This is a genomic window from Pelagicoccus mobilis, assembly GCF_016595505.1.
Taxonomy (GTDB): domain Bacteria; phylum Verrucomicrobiota; class Verrucomicrobiia; order Opitutales; family Opitutaceae; genus Pelagicoccus; species Pelagicoccus mobilis.
On record NZ_JAENIL010000015.1, the window covers coordinates 116,251 to 136,571 of the forward strand.

A 20,321-nucleotide genomic window follows, 5' to 3' on the forward strand; every position below is an offset into this window, starting at 1 on the left:
TGCATTTCCTCACAAACAACATGAAAAGAATCGATCGACCTTACCTCGATGACCGTCCGTATCCCAAAAAGCGCATGGTCGTGGAGGACTACGGAAAAGTATACGTCTCCGGCGATGGACCTGGTGACTGCGACAAGTACGGAGCACGAGAAGCATCCGTATTCGAAGCAAACGGGACCTACTACCTCTTTGTAGATGGAGCTGGGCCAGACGGCTGGGTAGCTTGCCAGGCAAGAAGCAAAGACCTTGTGAACTGGGAAAAAATGGGCCCTGCCCTCGAACTCGGCGACCCAGGCGAAATTGACTCTGCAGGAGCCTGCTCTCCTTGGGTCTACGAAGAAAACGGCAAATGGCACATGTTCTACCTCGGCACGCCAAACGCAGGCCCGCCTCCAGAATTGGTTCCAGCCTTCCCGTATGTTTCCCTCAAGGCCTCCACGACTAATCCAGAAGGTCCATGGGTTAAGGAGAAGGACAATGCTCCTTTCGAAGCCCCTAGAGGCAGTTACTACCAGGATACATCTAGTCCAGGGTTCGTCATCAAGCACAACGACGAATACCTCATGTACTTCAGCGCCGCAGTTGAAGAACAGCGCAAGAACGATACCGGACGTTTCGCGGTCCGTGGTCTCAGCATCGCACGAACCAAAGACCTCGAAGGCAAATGGACCCCAGACGCATCCCCTGCCATTCCTCTCGAAGAGCAAGTTGAAAACTCCTCGATCTATTTCGAGGAAGAAACGGGCACTTACTACCTCTTCACCAATCACATCGGCATCGAAGACGACGGCGAAGACGGCGTAGTCGAATACACCGACGCAGTCTGGGTCTACTGGTCCAAGGATCCCAACAACTGGAATCCAGAAAACCGTAGTATCGTAATCGACAGGCACAACTGCACCTGGGCAAACCGCTGTATCGGCATGCCTTCTGTCATTAAGAAGGACGGTCGTCTCGCGATTTTATACGATGCACCAGAAGGTGACTCCATCGACGCAAACTACCGCCACATCGGGCTAGCATGGGCTGACCTGCCACTCAAATTCGTCGATGAAAATTAATTGTTTTAAGTAGTGATGTACTTGAAGCCACCAGTGTCCTGCTGGTGGCTTCCTTGTACATATGCTGCAGAACTTCCTTAGAGCTCAGCTGCCAGCCGGTCACCAAGATGCACAATATCCGAACCAAAAATAACCTTCCCGCACCGAGTCACAGTTTCGCCCGGCATCAAATCCCCGAAAAGCGGCCGGCTATGCAAACAATGATGCTCGTCCGAGTTCGCGAGTGCTGAGTAGGACTGTTCGTATCCAAAAACTAAAGCCATACTACGATCAACCGACACTGCTCCCACAATTGCAGGTGAATCGATCGCTACCCCACTCCGCCCCCAGAACCACTCATCCTTACCATCATACCAGTCTTCACTATGGCAGTACATCGATCGAATTGCGACTGTTCGATGGACCAAGCCCATAGACTTCATCTTTCCATCGGTTCTGACGAAACTTCGCATGACCTCATCATTGCCGATAAAAGCCTCGTTTCTCGCCTGAAAACACCCTCCGTCGCAATAAACCGACTTCACGTCCTCATCTGTTTCGTTTGTCAACGATACCGTGAGATCGACCATTCCATCACCGGGCACGATTTCCGCATATAGCGTAACCCCTCGCACGAAGTGCACATGCTGGCGAACTCCATTCGTATCCACAAGTCCCATACTTCGAACTTCTTCGATATACTCTTCGCTCGCTCGCCAGTGGTAGCACCAGCCTCCACTCCCCAACGGCTTCCAATCCGGCCTGCAATTCAAGGGCCATGCCATAATCGAACGCCCATCCGACATTACGACTTCCGGAAACTGCAACTGCCATTCCAGCCCCCAGTCTTCATTGCAGATCTGCACCAAACGATCTCCCCCAATCGGGACTGTCTTTATCTTCATCTTTTTTAAAACCAGCTCTCTTTGCCCGCTGGATGATCTATCACAACAAGCTCCTGCACCATGAGCGTCCTCAGATAGCCCACCACCAGCAATCGAGATTCGTGGAAATCAAGTCTCTCTTCTTCCGCAAACCAATCGATAAGGCTCTCCAAAGAAACCCCACCGATACATCTGTCGAGAATACACGCCCCAACAGGATCGATTCCGATCTTCTTCGTTTGCCGAAAGGGAAAGAGCGCCGAAAAAAACGGATTCATATACCAACGTTGCTTCACAGGCATCTCCACCACAAGACTACGATCCTCTTTCCTATCCCAGTCACGGATCGTCCTGCTTAAATAGATTCGAGCCTTCAAGGCATCTGGCCAATGAATTTCCTTGTATCCACTTTTCACGAGAGCATCTCCCTCCAAAAACCTACTGTCCCAATTCTCCTAGCAATTTCTGGTAGAATGTTTCGACTCAATCAACATAGCCAAATCCATCCGAGCCCGCTCCAACAGAGGGCACTACGCTTTCCCGCAACTCCTTTATCCATCGGATCGCATCCCGCCCCTTTTCCTCGTTAAAACGAGAGGTCGGCCACGCCACAGCCAACAATGGTTCACCCTTCCCCACACTATAACCGTACGCCGCCACCGCAATCACACCAGGCACGCTCTCTTCCCGATTCCAGGCAATTCCTTCTTGTTTGATTTTCTGATACTCGTCTTCCTTTCCCTCGGGCCAATCCTCGCTCCGTCCTTCCCGACCCAATACAAGTTTCCCAATCGCCGATTCCAAAAATCCGTGTACCGTAAGCGGAGCAGGTGCCACGCGGATCGCATGATCCCATTCGATACAATCGATGTGCACTATGCCACGCCCCTCACGCACTCCAAGCAGGACAAGCTCGCGCACCTTTTCAGATAGCGCAGTCAGTAAACCTCGATACTGCTGTCGAAAACGACCATATCGATCCCGTTGCGACCAAGAATAGAACAACTCCGTCAAAGCGCACTTGCGATTCGAATACGCAACGAATCCGTAATCCTCCAAACTCTGCAAGATCCTCACCACATTGGAACGCGGCCACCCCATTTTCTCTGTAATTTCGATTGTCCTCAATCCCTCCGGATAAGCCGCCAGTAGCGAAACCACATCCAAGCCCTTAAGTAGAGAGGTTGAGACCGATCGATCCTGAGTTCTCTTCACTCCCTTAGCCATTTACCTGACCTCGCAAGTTACCCTTATCAGAAGGAGAAGCCCCAATGGCCGTTATACGGCTTTTTCCGTCTCTCAATTGACAAAGGAATCGATTCATATGTCGAAATATAGGTTATGCGATGGAAGAATGACGAGCAATTATTTGAGCCCAGCCCGAAAGAATTGTTCACCGCAGTCCTCTGCAACGGCACGGACCTTATAGGTCACCATTACCTTCCGCCGGAAGTTCAACCTTACGCAACGGCATGATTCCTGTCGGCCAAGGCAGCGAGACTTTCGACGCTCCGTAACCAACGCCGTATCCATAAAAAGCGAAATGAAACACGAATCTCACAAAGTCCCACCCTATCACAACTCTGACGCTCAAATCCTGAGCATTGGCCTGTGCCAGGTAGAAACCCACCCATTCGAATGTGATCAAAACCGAGCACGCACCCTAAAAGCCCTTAGAGATGCAGGTGAACTCGGTTGCGAAGTCGCTATCACGCCCGAGTGCTCCGTTCATGGATACGGATTTCTTGACGACAAGGAGTTACTCAAAACCAAAGTTACCCAAGCCGCAGAAACACAAAGCGGCGCCCTCGTAACCGGAGCCGCAGAAATCGCCCAACAATACAAGATGGCGATCGCCGTTGGTTATGCAGAAGCAGCCGATGGCGTTCTCTACAACGCCACCACACTACTCGATGCGAAGGGTGAAATCGCTGCCCACTACCGAAAGGTGCATCTGCGTGACTTCGAGTCTCACGCCTTCGGCAGCGTATTCCACCCCGGCAACGAGTTCCCTGTAGTTGACCTTAAACTACGCAACGGACCGCTGCGTGCCGGCATTATGATCTGCTTCGACCGCGAGATCCCTGAATCTGTTCGCTCGCTACGAGCCCAAGGCGCCGAGCTCATCCTCTGCCCACTCGCCTGTGACACAGAGCCACTCGACGCTCCGCAGAACTTTGCAGAAAACGAGATGACCACACGTATCCGCGCCGCGGAGAACGAGCTCTACATCGTCGTGAACAACCATGCTAACCGCTTCAACGGCGGCACCTTTATAGTAGGCCCAGCCGGCGAGTCGATCATTCAGCTCGGCGAAGCGCCCGAGGTAAAGCGTGTCGATCTCCCCATCGGAGGCTTCCGAGAACTCTTCCGCACCAATCCCTACACCTGGATGGGCTGGGGCTACCGCCGAGAAGACGTATACAGCAAGTACCTTTAGAGCGATTTTCAAATGAGCTCTTTGCTGGTTCGATCCCAAATCGAAGCAGTGCAAGGCTCTGCACTGATGCCGCGATCTTCGGTTTGGACTGAACCGCTTCGACAGATAAATAAGGCAAGCCCCCTCCCACTCAGTGGGTGCACGTGCGGATGTGAAACGACACTCGACTTGGGCTAAACAGAGAGCAGACCGCGAAAGCGTCTCGATACAAGTCCTATTCATTAGCTATGCCGATTGGTTTCGATGCGATTCCACGGCTAAGTCGCCACCAAATCGAATCGTTTCCTTTCACAAACGACCACGTCGAATGCAATGGTCACCTGTCAATGAGGCATTGTTCGAGAAACGGTCCAAGAAGTGGAACGTACAAACCTACGCCAATATGGTCGCCCCCAATCATTAGGCTTGCTTGACAGCCAAAAGATTTACATCTCAAGGGAAGGCGATAGGAACTACCTATTACTGTTTCATATAATATTCCTACAAGACCGAATCTGGTCCACCCATGCTTCCCGGATTCGAGCTCTTTTTAAAGTAAACTCCTTTTATTCAATGCCTCCTACTCTCAAACAAGTCGCCAAAGAAGCTGGCGTAGCACCGAGCACAGCATCAGGTATCCTAACAGGACGCTCTGATTCCTGGGCCTCTGAACAAACTCGAAAGAGAGTTTTGGGCGCCGCAGAAAAGCTGGGCTACAAAGCCAACCGTTTTGCGCGTGGCTTACGCACGGGCTCTTTCCAAACCGTCGGACTTCTAGTTCCGGATCTACTAAATCCAGTTTACACGGCCTATGCCAGAGAGATCGAGGAGGTACTCGAAAAAGCTGGCTACTCGCTCGTCGTCGAAGAGTCGAAAGCCGACCTGAAATGTGAGAAGGATGCGGTCAAGAAACTGTTGTCCTCCCAAATCGACGGCATGCTCTGCTTCTTCATGGACATCAAGGCCCACGAAAAGCAGTTCACTCAAAACAAGCCCAAAGGACTCTCCATGGTGTTCTTCGGAGACACCTTCCCAAACTCGGGTATCGACAATGTACAGATCGACTTCGGCCGAGGCACAAAGGAAGCGATCGAAGAACTGATCAAGCTGGGACATAAGAAAATTGGCGTGCTACTCGGCTACCACCCCGTCCCCGAGGAAAGAGCGATATCGGACAGCCGTATGAATTTTTTCCGCGATGTACTGAGCAAGCACAATTTGCCTTTCGAGGATTCGAACCTCCTGCAATCCGGGCACACCACCCAAAACGCATACGACCGCTTCAAAGAGTATCTAGAAACGACACCTACCGATGAAAGAGTGACTGCGGTATTCGCGATCAATGACATCCTCGCCCTTGGTGTTATGCGTGCTGCAATCGACCATGGTTTGAAACTCCCTCAGGACTTATCCATCATCGGAGTAGATAATACTCCGATGTCCCAATTCCTTCCGATTTCGCTCAGCTCAGTAGGCTACCCCATTCGCGAAATCGCGAAGACCGCAGCAGACTTCCTGCTCTCACGAATGGGCGGAGAAAAGGACCCGCAACGCGAAGTCATGTTCTCCACCCGCCTCATCAGCAGAGAGAGTATAGCCCCCGCGCCGAAAGCCTAGGGGAACAACGCAGTACGCATTCAGCTCGCCTGCCTTTGGTCAGCCGGCGAGCTAGCAAGAGTGCGGGCGAAACGAGCCGTGTCCTCAGCATGCAAAACCGGCTTCATTGTTATTACCACACAGCTCTCATATTGTAATAACTGGATCAATACAGACTGTCAGCTGCGAAACACAGATTTTCACCTTGAGACGTTACGTTCACACACGACCCGACAAGAACGGGTGAGTCACGATTCACCCCAGTTATCGATGCCCCTTTATTGAGGAACCTTTTCAACGAGCGTTACCCCAATGGTATCAACAACATCAATCCCTTCTGGCACTTCCAGATCGCCAAACACTTCATCGCCATCTCTCCAGACTTCGACCTTCAGGATACCATGAGGTGTCGGAATCGCCCCTTCCGCCTTTTCAAGGTCACCCAATTGCGGACAGAAACGGATTCTTGAGAATCCTGGCGAAACCGGATGAATGCCCAGTACTTCAGTCGACAAGAAATAAGTCGGAGCTGCTGACCATCCATGACAGTGGCTACGCGTTAGACGTCCTGTTCGCAAGGACCACATTTCCCAGAAAGTCGAAGCGCCTTCCTCAATCATGAAGCCCCAGTTTTCACGGACCGAGTCCAAGATCTTCTGATACTGCTTCTCCTCTGAGAGAATCTCCAAGATGAAAAACTGGAAAAATGGGCTTCCTGATTTCACAAAACTTTCAGGTGGAGAGAAAGCCTTTTCGCGGCACATTCCTCTTCTCTGCACCGTATCAGGAACATTGGCTCGCAAAGCAACCGTCTGTGTTTGCTGGCTGAATACCGTACTCGGTTTGCCATCCTTGTGCACACAGTCAATGTACGCCCCCTCTTCGTCGGACCACAGATGAGAATTGATAGCCAAACGAACTTTGTTGGCTTGATCTCGGAAAACCTCAGCCCAATGGCCTTCACCCAACCAATCAGCCAACTCGGCCGTTTCGTTCAGAGCTAGGACCAAGAAGCAATTATTATGAGTCACCACGCCTTCATTGGGCGTATCCATAGCAGCCCAATCGAACATATTCCACGCATGAATTTCGAATAAACCGTCATCATTTAGACACTGACGAATCCCCTCGAAGTTTCGACGCACAAAGCGGAACAGCTTGGTCGCACCTGGGAAGTCGCCAGTGAAAAGTAGATACTCGCGGCAAGAACGCATCCACAAGAACACCCAAGCTGGAAGAATACTTCGCTCCGCGCTTGGAAGATGACTTTCGATAATTGCAGAGCGCTCCAAGCTTTCCCCCGACAAACGTAAACAACGATACCAGAGACGAGGATCGCCGTTGACCATCCAGTCAACCAAAGCCTCGTTACGGCCATCGCCTACCCAGAAGACCTGTTCGTAGGTTGGACAATCCGTATATACATCCTCGGAGCAGCAGCGTAAAGTGTGAGCACCAACTTCCCATATGCGATTTAGCAATCGGTCATCACATGAAAAACTTCCTGTATTTTTCTGCGGATACGCTACGAAATGTGCTCTGATCTTGTGGAAGGTAACAGGTCTCTTGGCATTGCGTACGATAATCCAGCTGTACTGGAATCCGCGCCGCACTACGCTGCGATAGCTCTGGCGACCTTCACGACAGGTGTAGCGGAAGGTATTGTTCATACCCTCAGCATAGTTTTGACGACCATCCTTCTGGATGAACTCAAAATTGTGCACATCGATCATGGCTCCTTCGGGAGCGTCGATCTCGATCTCATGATCACCCACCACCATGTCTCCAAAATCAACGAGGAAACGCAGCGCATAAGTATCATCTTCTATAGACGGAATCTCAAACGCATGCTCATGGGCATCGCTCAAATCAGGATCGAAAACAGTCTCACCTAGATCGATTGGCGTATCCGCAATCGCCGCTAGGAATACATCGTCGCACAACGCATCCTTGGCCGCAATCGCTTGGTATACACCTTCAAAAGCCGACAAAGCCTCCATTGCATTCACTGGACTTCCTGCTTCCCAGGAGTTCACCTCGTCCTGCACGCGGGCGCAGTTCTCAACCGTACCTCCCTGGGCGAACTCACGTGGAGATGCCACTACGAAACTGTGAATTTTGCCGCGTAGCTCTTCCGCCTCCTCGTCGGTGTAACGAAAGGGGCCGAGGAAGGCAAAGGCCTCCAAATCGGGAACGTCTAACTCGCCACGCGCCGACCAAGTTACAGCCTCCTCAGTATCGACATCGATCGAAATCTGAGGAAAAAGGCTCACGCCATAGTCCACACCTTCCTCCTTCGGGAAATAGTCTGGCAGAGGAATAATCAGGCGATTCCAGCCCTTCACTAGCTTGGCATTTTCTTTGATCGCCGCACGGGAGAAACCACCTGGCAAGCGTCCGATTTCTTCTCCGTTGAGGAACATGGGTCCCTGGTGGTACCAGTGCGGGCGCATGAACTGGATATCCTGATCCTTCGGGCTATGAATCTGAGTGAACAAATGCCCCTTGTAGATGATTGGAGCGGATAGTTTCTCATGCGGGCAGCAGTAGGCCCGGAGATTGATCGTCCAGTGGTAACGTGAAGGTTTCACCACTGAGAAATCCGTAATCTGCTTTGGTGCCCATTCCTCGGATTCAAGAAGCGGAATCTCTCGCAACCTAAGGCGTGGATGCGGGGCCAAAATCGCCTCGCTGTCCTTCCAGCCGCAATCCTGCATGCCTGGCTCCCACCATGCATTTTCCTTGGTCGCGTCAAAACGCTCTTCGAAAGCCATTTGCAAACTCATACGCGGAGCCCCCGAATCAAAGCCCTGCGACACCTTGGACTGCCAGGTCTCGTCCGAGTAGAGCGTGCGCGCTCCGCCACTCTGGCCGTCACGAATAGTGATTGCCGCCGCCATACCGGGAGCATTCGGGATGTACTGCATCGTGCCTTCGCCGTAGGCGAGTACGAGTACGGCGATCAGATTCGCACCTTCCTGGCAAAGCTCGGTGAGATCGTACTCGTCAACCTCCCAGTGCGCTGGCCATGCGCGAGCAGGGCCGATACCGGCTCGCTTGCCATTCACCCAAAGAATATATCGAGAGTCCGCAGTGAGACGTAAACGAGCTCTCTCGCCTTTCTGCAAATTGAACTCCTTCTTGAATCCGATGTACGCGTTGCGAGGCGGCACCTCCTCACCGGTCCAGATCCACCCCATCTTCTCCTTGCTGAATCGATCGTTCAGATTTTCAGCCACACGAGTAATCGGCTGCCCGTTCAAAGCGAAACTAACACCCGAGACATCCTCCAACAGATGGCTAGCAGCACCAGTTCTCAAGTTACCGTGCAAATCAATATTGCCCGCTTGGCAGCCATGCAGATAGAGAAAACCGACTCCATCAGGCAGTCGCCCAACCTTGTCCGTTATGCGAACATTAGTAATGCGGAAGTCCTCTACACGAGCACCGATGATATAGTACGGACGATTGGCATGAATATCCCTCTCAGGATCGAGTTCGACTAGTCCGCATCCATTGGGCTTCTTTGCGGTCGTCAAATCGACCTCGCCTGTATTTTGGAAGGCGATATTATCCATCCGAAGATTTCGGATCGGGTGTCCTTCGAACCCTTCAAGAAGCATTCTCCCAGGACCGGAGAAGTTCAGGTTCTGGAATTCGATACCCTCGATCTCTCCCGGCTTCGAGGTCTTGTAAAAGCGCGGCGTATTATCCACGACCAGAGCGAAGGGCGCTCTTGTAGTAAACTCAATGTCGCGGAATACGATCCGCTTGAAGGATCCACCATCCTTCATGTATAGACAGAGGCCGACCCAACTGCTCAGTACGCGGCAACGCTCGATGCGGATATCCTCGAATTCCCCGACTGATTCCGTGCCGATCTTAATTCCACCAAAGAAGCTCTTAAACTCACAATCTTGAACGACTAAATTGCGATTGGCATCCCCTTCAGAGCTCTTAACTGTGAACGGATCATCCGCTGAATGAACCCGACAATTTTGTATTCTAACACTCTGACAACCATCGGGATCAATTCCGGAAGCACCGATCAGTCTAGGGTGTGTCTCGATCGTGACACCATCAACGAGTACATTGCTACAACGCAGCATATGCAGCGTCCAATAGCTCGAGTAGCGAAGAGACAGACTCGTAATCTCAAAGTCACTACAATTCTTGAGAACAACGAGATTTGGACAAAAACCAGCTTGAGAAGCAGCTCCTCCTCCGAATGGACCATTCCCGATACCTCTAACCTCTCCCTCTCCCTCAATGCGGAAGTTTTCAACATCTTCCCCAATAATCAAAGAGTAATTTTTCGTTGGATACGAATTTCCAGCAGCACTTCCCCCTAGAGGATCTAGATCGATCACACCGTATAAATCCGAATCCTCGACCCCCTGCAAAACACATCCCTTATCCAAGCTTAACGTGACGTCACTTTTTAGATACAGTGTCCCAATCGAATAGGTTCCTTTCGCTAAACGAAGCGTACCCCCTCCCCCTGCTGAGAGAGACTCCATAGCACGGTTGATCACCGGCGCATTGTCTATATCTGTGAAACTTAACTTTATGGATTCGATAATGGAGCTCATTCAAAAAAAACGGATATCGGCCTGACAAGTTGGCTAGTCATGAACAGCAAAAAGGCTTTCCGGATTGCTTAATCTAAGTGTTTATGGATTCCTCGGGTTAACTCATCACCAGCACCGATGATTCGTGCCACAAGATCCCGTTGATCTTCATCAAGTCGGCTAAATGACAGTATGTGAGCTATGCCGATTATGTGGTTGAGAGGAGTGAAGAGTTCGTGGCTCGCTAGATTCCTATCTCTTGGAGTGATTCGTTTATTCATAGTGACTTGCATTCTAGGTTGTCTCTTCAGCTCTCGGGTTTGGTAGACGCGTTACATGCCATCTCTTGTGCGGCTCTTCATAGGAAGGCTCCCAGGCCTGACAAAAGGGGCCGGAGTGAGATTATCTCGTTCACTCCGCCCCCAATCGTAGACAGATTCCGTACTATAAGAACCTAAAGTTTGTACTCGCGATGGATAGGCGAGGATCAGTTTCGTTTATGTAGATCTCCATAGCGGCTCCTAGAAGTTGAAGCTAACACTGAGGTTGTAATTTCTTGGATCCGCCCAGTAACCAGTTTTGTCCATGTATTCATTGTCCAATGCGTTCTTCAGATTAAGAGCGACCGTGTAGGAAACCTGCTCGTTAATCGGACGAGAATAACGGACAGCAAAGTCATAGGAGGTGTAGTCTCCCTGAGTAATGAATCGAGTTTTACCTGTAGAAGGAAAAAGGTAGATCGGTCCATCCTTCCACTCGAAACCAACATTCCATGACAGACCGTTCAACATACCTTCGGTGTACGTATAGTTAACCCAAGTGCTGATGTTGTTTTTTGCAGAGCCCTGAAGAGCTCGAATCTTCTCGCCCGTCTCAATGTCTAGATCGTTCGCATCATGATGAGCGTAAGCAAAGATTGCCTGAAAGTTCTGATTGGGAGACCAGACTGCATCGAATTCAATCCCTTCCGCTCTCGCCAAAGGAGACACGCTGAATGGCTCTTCCGTCTCCGGATCATACCCTTTGTTGTAAGATACAACGTTCGTTTTTTCGATGCTGAACGCCGCAAACGTACCAACGAGCTTACGACCGAAAAGCTCATACTTAAATCCGACTTCGTAGGCTGTTCCATCCTGAGGAGCAGGGTTAAACGGCTTACTTTCCTTCGTCTCCAGATCGACTACGATAGCAGGTGTGTTGGGTACGAAAGATTCATTGTACCCGGCATAGAATGCCAATCCATCCTTGATCTCGTAGTTGAACCCCAATTGCGGAGTCGTTTGGGAATACTCAGAGAGCTCGGCTATATCGATATCTGGAAACTGGTCTAGGCCAGAGATGTCATCATTTCTTCCATACGACAGCAGGTCATACCGCAGGCCCGCCATAAGGCGGAGACGATCATCGAGCATGCGAGCCTGATGAGAAATGAAATACCCTTCCCTCGTTTCCTCACGGATCGAAGGCGCCCCTTCCCCGCGGGGATTCGTCACCCATACCAACTCATCGAGTGGCGGCATCCAGTAACGGTCCTCCAATGACTGATTCGGATCGAAGTCGGATGGATTTACAGGGTCGTTAAATAAAACGTTCTTCCGGGTAATTTCGCCTGGGGTTGGCTCTTCCCAAATGAAGTTGGAGAAGACCCAATCATCAGTACGGTACTGAGCACCTACCAAAGTGGTGTGCCTTGTTTCACCGATGCCGTAATCCGCAACCAAGTCGATGAAGATGTTGTCCTGCTGAAGGTCGTACATCTCCCGCTGCGGGTTCTTTACCAAGACTCCGTCCCTGATGGTGGTGTTAGCATTCGAGTACTTGTCGTTGTTTCGGTTAGATTTCGAGTAGGCGACGCGAGACTTGAACACATGATTCCATTGCGACTCCAGAGTGACATCCAACAGATCCTGCTCGAGGTCCTGAAAGTCGTTTGGACCACCAACCATAAAATCGATTCCCAGGTCCGCAAACTGTCGCGGGCTAGTCGGCAGCACCGGATAGGAGCGACGACTATTGGCTACATTGCTCTCCTGACCTTCCATATATTCGAAGAGCACCATATGCTTCCGGTTTGGTTGGTAGGAAAAGATGATGTCGTTGAACACCTTTTCGTCGTCCACATAATCTCGGAAGTCACCCCTTGATTCCCAAGACCCCATCATGCGGTAAGCCAGTTTCCCCTCAGCATCGATTGGACCGGTAAAATCATACTCAGCACGGTAACGATCCCAACTTCCAACGTGAGTCCCTACATAGCGATAGTTCTCCGGAAGCGGACGCTTGGTGACAGTATTCACCAAACCACCAGGATCGGAAACACCGTACAATACCGAGGATGGCCCCTTCACCACCTCAATCTGCTGCACTATAATCGCATCCGTGAACGCATTGAACGGGATACCGTTACGAAGCAGCATATCCGTTCCAAAGCCTCGAATCACGTAACTCTCACCGCCGTGGTCCTTGTCGTTGCGGTTGTTGAGAGTGACCCCGCTTACGAATCGTACAGCATCCTCAACTTCAAACGCTGCCATATCCTTAATGAGGGTCTCTGGAACGATCTGAATACTCATCGGCAGCTCCTGTATCGGTGTCTGCAAACGCGTCCCCCCCATCTGGTTTGTCGCAAGATAACGGTCGTTATCCTCTAACGATACGACAAACGGCGAAAGCTCAAAGAGCTCCTCTTGACCTTGTTTATCGCTATCTTGGGCGACAAGGCTTGGAAGCCCAAACGCTGACGAGGCAACCGCCGCGGCACATAATTCCCTTAATAGTAATCGTTTCATAGGGAGTAGAATTTGGAGTAAAATTTGGAGCAGGTAGTTTGATTAGTCTTAAGGACCCCTAAGGAATCGTTTCCTAAACAGCAATGTGATCGACAAAATATCAAGGTTTTTCTTAGAAACAAGGAACGTTTCCTATGAAGAACCTGGCGAGGTGGTAATATGCCAACTGCGAATACTGCCCTCAAAAATAAGGCTCATCAGCAAATTTAGTGCAAAAATTCGTTTCTAGGGCTGCCGCTTGCGGCATGCCGCATCCACCTTGGTTCTTATACTCCTGCAACACGGCGTGGCGGCGAGCGCCAGCCCCACGGAAGAACATCCCCCTCCCCGCAGAATGGTGATGAACCAAAAAAAAGGCCGAGATGGAAACGGAGTTTCCACCTCGGCCTCAATAAGCAGTTTGCGATTAGAAACTCAAAGAGAGGCTAGTCGTAAAGTTACGCGGATCCGCGTAGAAGCCCGTCTTGTCCATATAAACCTTATCGGTAACATTCTTCAGGTTAAAGGACCAGGACATGTTCACTTCCTCGCTCAGGGCTCGAGAATAACTCACAAAGAGATCAACAACACCGTAGTCCCCTTGAGTCAGATCGGCGTTCTTGTAATTCGGAAACAAGTTGATCGGCCCATCCTTCCAGACAAAACCTCCCCCCCATGAGAGTCCATTCAGACGGCCTTCCGTATGCTGATGGCGGAGCCAAGTGCTGAAATTGTTTTTAGCCGCTCCCTGCAACGCATACCCAACTTGCCCTGGAATATTGTCGTTCTCGACCTCTCTTGCGTCATGGTAGGCATAGGCGAAAATCGCCTGCCAATTCTTGCTTGGGGACCAAACCGCATCCAATTCAACCCCCTCAGATCGAGATAGACCAGAGAGCACATTCCAAGGTTCGTCCTCAGTTCGCCCCTTGTTGTAGCTTACCGTATTGGATTTTTCGATATGAAAAACCGCCAAAGTCCCCACGACCTTTCGATCGAATACTTCGTACTTGATACCAGCTTCATGAGCCACCCCCTCTTGCGGCCCGTAGACCTCCAACTTGGCACCTCCGTTACCGTCACTAACCAACTGAGGCGTATTCGGCACGAACGATTCGTTGTAGGCTACATACAAGGAAAGACCGTCAGCAATCTCGTAATTGACCCCCAACTGCGGAGTCCATGAATCGACGAATGTGTGTTCGGCCAGATCAAACCCTTCCCAACCAACCAAGAACACAAAATCGTCGTTCTTTTGGTGCTCCATTTCGTCATAGCGGATACCGCCCATCAATCGCAACTTGTCGTCTAGGAATCGAGCCTGATGGGAAAGGAAGAAACCGGTGAATTCAGTTTCACGTTCGTACGGCCTTTCCTCGCCGCCGACAAGCAACATGCTCAACTCATCCAACTCGGGCATCCAAAAGCGATCTTCTTCGCTCTGCGTAGGATCGTATCCAGTCACGTTATCCTTCTCTTCGTCGTAGTAGAATCGAATTGGCCTTGTTTCAACAATATCGTCTCGTCCTGGGCTGCCATCCCACATGACACCATCATCGTAGGTGAAGTTTGCAAACGAAGTACTTTCAGTCCGGCGCTGGACTCCCGCAAGCGTTGTATGCCTAGATTCGCCAATGCTATACGTAGATAGCAAATCGAAGTAGATGTTCTCACCATCCAAATCGAAAATCTCACGCTGAGGCCCGCGATTCATAAACCAATAGTCAGTTTCGCCGTAGACATCCGGGCCAAAGTCCCCTCGATACTGGATCGTACTGCCGCCATTGGTATACTTGTCGGCATTTCGAGAAGTCGTGGTATAAGCCAGACGGGTTTTGACATTATGTGTCCACTGGGACTCCCAAGTCGCCTCAAAGAGATCCTGAGTCAGGTCTTGGAAATCGTTCCTCGCATTGGAAACGAAATCGACTCCTAAATCCGCAAAAACGCGACTACCATCGCGACGCCTGACCGACGGGTACCCTCTGCGACTGTTCGATCGCTGGCTCTGGTCCCCCGCCATATACTCGAGCACAAAGTTGTTCCGCTTGTTTGGCTGATAGGAAATCACGCCATCGTAAAATGTCTTTTCATCGTCAACGTACTCACGCCAATCGCTTCCGGACTCATAGGACCCCATCAAGCGGTAGGCAAGTTTTCCATCGGGAAGCAGAGGCCCCGTAACATCAAGCTCGCTGCGATACTTCTCCCAACTACTTACATGAGTAGTGAAATAGGCTTGTTTAGTAGAAAGTGGTCGTTTGGTAACGACATTAATCAAGCCGCCCGGGTCCGCTACTCCGTAGAGAACAGACGATGGCCCCTTCACGACCTCGATCTGCTGGACATTGACAGACTCAGTAAATGAGTTGAACGGAATCCCATTCCTCAGGAGCATCGAGGTACTGAATCCGCGAATGATATAATTTTCACCGCCGCTATCCTGATCATTTCGCTTATTTAAGGAAACGCCACTCACAAAGCGGACGGCATCCTCCACCTCGAACACCGCCATATCCTTGATCAGAGTGTCAGGCACAATCTGGATGCTCATTGGTAGCTCTTGTACTGGAGTCTGCAAGCGCGTGCCGCCAATCTGATTCGTCGAAAGATAGCGGTCGTTCCCTTCAAGCGAGACCTCGAATGGCGAAAGCTCAAATATTTCTTCCGGCTCTTCATCACCTTCCTGAGCCATGAGGCTCGACAATCCGAATGCGGATGAGCAAGCCGCAGCGACACAAAGGTTCCTAAACGTAATATGCTTCATAGCAGTTAATTCTCTTTGGGGGTAGTTTGATTTATAGGTTTCTGCTCCATAGGTATCGTTTCCTTTCACTAAAAATCAAGCAGATTCCCGATCAATTTGGCAATTCGGGCCGCAATATGAAACTCAGCCACGAGAAATATTGCCCGTCCACTCCCCCTTTTCAACTCGCCTCTAAAGACTCGGACGCAGATAGCGTACGTCATCCAAGCGCTTGCCGCTTTTTCTGGAAACTAGTCTTAGGAAGGCCCCGGCATGCTCTCCACTTCCGTCAAACTGATCATGTTCGTGCACGATTACCAGTTGGTTACTCCCCTTCTTCAGATCAAGGGAGGACGCGTTCACTTTCTTCCCGTTAAGAAAGATAGCCTTCACGCTCTTAATATCGCAGACCAAACGAGCGTCGACCTGTTCAGAACTCTCTACTGTGCTGTAAAGAATGAAACCACGCGGATCGCCGCCTAAATACCAATCAGCCGAGGTCGGGACGATCTCCGGGTCGAAGTGATCCGCAGCCACTCGCTCGCTACCGCCTGCAAGCTTCCAGCTGCGGCGGGCACCGTCTTTGAATACGATCTCCACAGGTGGCCTTCCGCCCGTTTCGCCAACCGCTTGACCAAGTCCCTCGATATCGAGCTGACGTGTGTCAAAAGGTCCAACCACTAGGAAATGATCTCGTGGGTAGGATTCGCTAAACGACTGCTCCCAGCTGCAAGTCGCGAACAAACGCGACGGAGCTCCATCCTTCTTAAAATCAATCTGAGCTACGAAATAGTGCTTACCGCCCATATACTTGTTCGCCCCAACCCGTAGCCCCGGCTTCCAGCTAAGATCAAAACGCCCATCATCCAACTCAGCCACGTCGCGGATCTCAAGCCCCTCCTCCCAGGCAAGCGGCAAACGATAGGCTATCTTCACATCACTCAGACTCCCGTTCTTAGAAGCGTCAAACTGCAGGCGCAGCGATTTTCCATCGAAACTCAACAAAGCCTTTGTGTTTGGAAAATCAGCATCACTTACAGCTTCGGCCAGATCCGATACATTCCCTTCATTGTCGATGTGACCGACGCGCAAAGGCATCGCTCTTCCAGCTCCATGCGGCAGATCCACGAGGACACGTCCATCGAAACTCTCGTAAACCTCGTAGTTTTGCCCCTCAACAGTAACCGAAACAATCCCTTCAGTAGAAACGCCCTCAAGCTCTAGAGTAAGCGGAATATCGTCGTTCAAGTACGACACCTCCGGACGATCCAACGAAAAAGTCACCTTCTTCCCCTTTCGCTTCCGCTTCTCAAATGTCGTATGCAAAGCCTGATAGCGATAGGCAGCATACTCGTTCTGGTTGCACTGCCAATTATTCTGAAACGAGTTGAGATACTCCACCCGTTTGCGCAGCTCATCCAGCCCGTAATGAACTGCCGGCGTGCCATACCACGCATGCATCGAGTGCGAAACGCATAGGAAACGTTCCATAAGCAAAGGATCGCTCATTGCCCAATCTACCGCCTTCTTGAAGTCCTCAAACGTCTGGTTCTCCGGCGGCATGATGATACTTAGCAGTAAATCCGAAGGCTGTTGATCATCGAAATGCTTAAAGGTCGCAGAGTGGTAAAACCCTGCCCGCTCTAGGCAGCGAATGATATCCTGCTGATTGAGAGGCCCCTCTAGGACGTTCTTAAAATTCACAAACGAGAACGCATAGGAGTTCAGTCCGATATCCAACTCCGACTCCCACTCGATCCGCACCTCCGCCATCTCGCGGAACATCCGGTTGCGATTCGTATAACCGATATACGGGTGGTTGTAGCCATGTCCGCCAATCGAGTGACCATTCTCCAAAAGTCCCTTAGCTGTCGGGCGATAGTCCGAGCCATTGAGATAAAAGATAGAATTGGAATTCAAGTACCAGGTCGCCTTCACGCCGTACTCGTCCAGCAGCTCCCTCACCGGCATATTGCTGTAGCTATTGTCGTCCCAACGGCACGAAATCGCACGAACCTTACCTTGGTACAATGGAGTTAACTCGATCGAAGCGTTAACAGCATCCGCTTTCTTTGCGTACTCAACCGCAACCTCCTGTGCGTATTTGGGAAACAAATACTGACTGCCTAGAGGCTCGTCAGCCCAAACACCTCCACAGAGGTTACCAAGCGCCATAAAAAACGCGAACATCTTTGAATTCTTCCGATGAAACATATTCAAAATTTGATATCTCTAACCTTACGAAATTTCCGCCCAAATCGATAAACATTGTTGTAGCAAAGCCTCACTCCGTTCGGCTTGGTTTTGCCGCTCTTATCCGCACAAATAACGGTGCTTCTGCCGCATCAAGTGCCCTTGACATCTCAGATTGACTAGCAGTGAGCCATTCCCCCTCCTGCACCCAGTCCACGAGGTTTACGCTCGTTTCCAGGCGATATCTCATTCCAGGTTCGGAAAGCCAATTCAGCTGGACCTTTCCATCAGGTGTAAACGTCGACTCGACAATGGCAAATCGTGAAAACGCATCCAACGGGTTCGTGCTACTCCAGAACTCCTCGAGATTGGACAGTCCATCTCCATCCGAATCCATTTTCGCATCCAATGGATCGTGCACGTCCAGACCGTAGACAAATTCCCAGGCATCAGGCAACGCATCCGAATCCGCGTCCCCTACCACTTCAACATCTCGACTCGAAACATTCCCATGTGGATCCCTGATCATCTGAATCCTCAAGAAGGTCTCGCCCGAAGCCCCAATGGAACCACCCTCCCAATCAAGCTGGTAAACCGGTCCATTATCCGTTGATAACATGGTCACTGAATTAGGATGTTCCGCCAAGGTTCCCACACCGTCGCCCTTTAGCACATAACTTGAAGCGTCTAACACACCACCCGTAAGATGCACCGCCTGATTAAACCTAAGCTTAAGCTGGTTCGGTGAAACAATCTCGAGAGAACTCACATAGGCTTCTCTCCCGGCTTCAAAAGCGTCAATTCTCAATTCCGAACCCACTTCGAGCGTAGGATCCAGCCGCCACTTGGTAACGACGCCTCGGTAGGTCTCAACCTGATCTAAATCCACAATGTAATCACGCAATTGCCCATCGTCCACAACCTCAAACGCCACCATTTTATCACCAGAGAACCAGGGCTCCGTTTCGGTCTGGTAAAACACCTGAGCCACCTTTCCTTTCGTCGAGCTCATCCGAACCTTCACCCAACGAATGTCCCGTGTATTAACCCACGTATCCGCACTACTGATATACGAGTCTGCCCCAGCCGATTGCCCAACAATCGCCCCTTGATCCACGGATAGGCCATCCCACTGATTCGCATCTCCCCACCCTTCTAGCGAGGTATCAAAACTCCAGTCCAGCACACGATCACTCACGTCAGCCCATGTCTGATCAATACGTACGTCTGTCGGCGAAAAGTCTCTTACCCAATTCCCAGTAACATCGTAGTACCTCGGTGTTCCCTTTCCAACACCATCACCCCGATAGATACCCACGTTTGAAAGGCGTCCATAAAAACTGGGATTCGGGGCTCCACCCGCATACCTTAGTTCCGCATTGTCGGTAACTGCCATTCCCGGATCCGCCTTAGGATTACGAGCGTTGTTCCAAAAAGTCGTACGCTCAATCAATAGCCCCTCATTCCAGCCACCTGTATTCAAAACGAGAAGACCGCCGCCGTCGTTGTCGTGTACCACGCAATCTCGCACAGTCACGTTTTCACAGTGTCCCTCGATGTCAAAGCCAACCCCATCGTGACTCTTCCCTGGGCGTATATTTCCGCCAAACTGGCAATCTTCGATCAGGAAGTTCTTACAGTCCTGAACAAAACCACCGGTAGTACCGGAATTGTATTCCACAGTGCCACCAACCCATGTGTCGATCCGCTTAGCATGACCACCATCTACAGAAAAAAGAGCAAACGACCCATTCACGCAGCCCGTCACCCAAGAATCCTCAAAACGGAAGTTCGTGAAACGACTACGGTAGGGGCGCGGATAGTAGAAACCGGTTCCCAAGCCTGTATCCACATCCTGGAAACCGCAGTGGGTCACTGAAAAATCATCGAGGAGCAAGGACTGTTCCGATGGCGAATAACCTTCCGGGGGGAGCAAAGAAGGAATCGTGCCACCCAGCCAAATTCCCGCCCCCCAGGAGAGCTCATCGATGGGTAGACCGAGAATGTCACCATTCTCACCCCACATTTCGTTCATGTTTTCGAAATAGCAATTGGTGATGTGTACATCGCGGTTGTTGAACATTTCGCCTGTACCGTCTATGTT

12 protein-coding genes are annotated in these 20,321 nt (G+C 50.8%); 3 read left to right on the plus strand and 9 right to left on the minus strand.

Features of this window, described 5'->3' with window-relative positions:
- The first annotated feature begins 20 nt into the window (after window positions 1-20).
- The gene (locus tag JIN87_RS09945) at window positions 21-1,061 is read left to right on the plus strand and encodes a glycoside hydrolase family protein (RefSeq protein ID WP_200355402.1); all 1,041 of its coding nucleotides are present in this window, start codon (window positions 21-23) and stop codon (window positions 1,059-1,061) included.
- A 77-nt stretch (window positions 1,062-1,138) separates the two neighbouring features.
- Here the strand turns inward: JIN87_RS09945 and JIN87_RS09950 are convergent, their stop codons facing one another.
- The 3 genes from JIN87_RS09950 to JIN87_RS09960 all read right to left on the minus strand — a co-directional run bounded on the left by JIN87_RS09950 (window position 1,139) and on the right by JIN87_RS09960 (window position 3,151).
- Window positions 1,139-1,945, minus strand: coding sequence for a hypothetical protein (locus JIN87_RS09950; RefSeq protein WP_200355403.1), 807 nt, complete (start codon window positions 1,943-1,945; stop codon window positions 1,139-1,141).
- Window positions 1,946-1,950: 5 nt separating this feature from the next.
- Window positions 1,951-2,340: a hypothetical protein gene (locus tag JIN87_RS09955; RefSeq protein ID WP_200355404.1), complete on the minus strand. Its 390-nt coding sequence runs from the start codon at window positions 2,338-2,340 to the stop codon at window positions 1,951-1,953.
- A 67-nt stretch (window positions 2,341-2,407) separates the two neighbouring features.
- A complete protein-coding gene (locus tag JIN87_RS09960) occupies window positions 2,408-3,151 on the minus strand; it encodes an IclR family transcriptional regulator (protein ID WP_200355405.1) in 744 nt (247 codons plus the stop codon).
- Window positions 3,152-3,467: 316 nt separating this feature from the next.
- On the opposite strand from JIN87_RS09960, the gene JIN87_RS09965 reads away from it, so the two are divergent.
- Window positions 3,468-4,364, plus strand: coding sequence for a carbon-nitrogen hydrolase family protein (locus JIN87_RS09965; protein WP_200355406.1), 897 nt, complete (start codon window positions 3,468-3,470; stop codon window positions 4,362-4,364).
- 552 nt (window positions 4,365-4,916) lie between these two features.
- Complete coding sequence (locus tag JIN87_RS09970; RefSeq protein WP_200355407.1) at window positions 4,917-5,960, plus strand: LacI family DNA-binding transcriptional regulator; 1,044 nt, start codon at window positions 4,917-4,919, stop codon at window positions 5,958-5,960.
- Between the two features lie 257 nt (window positions 5,961-6,217).
- Here JIN87_RS09970 and JIN87_RS09975 read toward each other — a convergent pair whose 3' ends face one another.
- From JIN87_RS09975 to JIN87_RS10000, 6 genes are all read right to left on the minus strand, one after another.
- Entirely contained in the window at window positions 6,218-10,531 is a 4,314-nt protein-coding gene (locus tag JIN87_RS09975) for a family 78 glycoside hydrolase catalytic domain (RefSeq protein WP_200355408.1), read from the minus strand.
- A 68-nt stretch (window positions 10,532-10,599) separates the two neighbouring features.
- Entirely contained in the window at window positions 10,600-10,803 is a 204-nt protein-coding gene (locus JIN87_RS29040) for a histidine kinase dimerization/phospho-acceptor domain-containing protein (protein WP_378924190.1), read from the minus strand.
- Between the two features lie 228 nt (window positions 10,804-11,031).
- Window positions 11,032-13,299, minus strand: coding sequence for a TonB-dependent siderophore receptor (locus JIN87_RS09985; protein WP_200355410.1), 2,268 nt, complete (start codon window positions 13,297-13,299; stop codon window positions 11,032-11,034).
- Between the two features lie 406 nt (window positions 13,300-13,705).
- Window positions 13,706-16,045: a TonB-dependent siderophore receptor gene (locus tag JIN87_RS09990; RefSeq protein WP_200355411.1), complete on the minus strand. Its 2,340-nt coding sequence runs from the start codon at window positions 16,043-16,045 to the stop codon at window positions 13,706-13,708.
- Between the two features lie 171 nt (window positions 16,046-16,216).
- Window positions 16,217-18,214: a polysaccharide deacetylase family protein gene (locus JIN87_RS09995; protein ID WP_200355412.1), complete on the minus strand. Its 1,998-nt coding sequence runs from the start codon at window positions 18,212-18,214 to the stop codon at window positions 16,217-16,219.
- 94 nt (window positions 18,215-18,308) lie between these two features.
- On the minus strand, window positions 18,309-20,321 hold a 2,013-nt coding region (locus JIN87_RS10000; protein WP_234033330.1), incomplete at its 5' end, for a right-handed parallel beta-helix repeat-containing protein.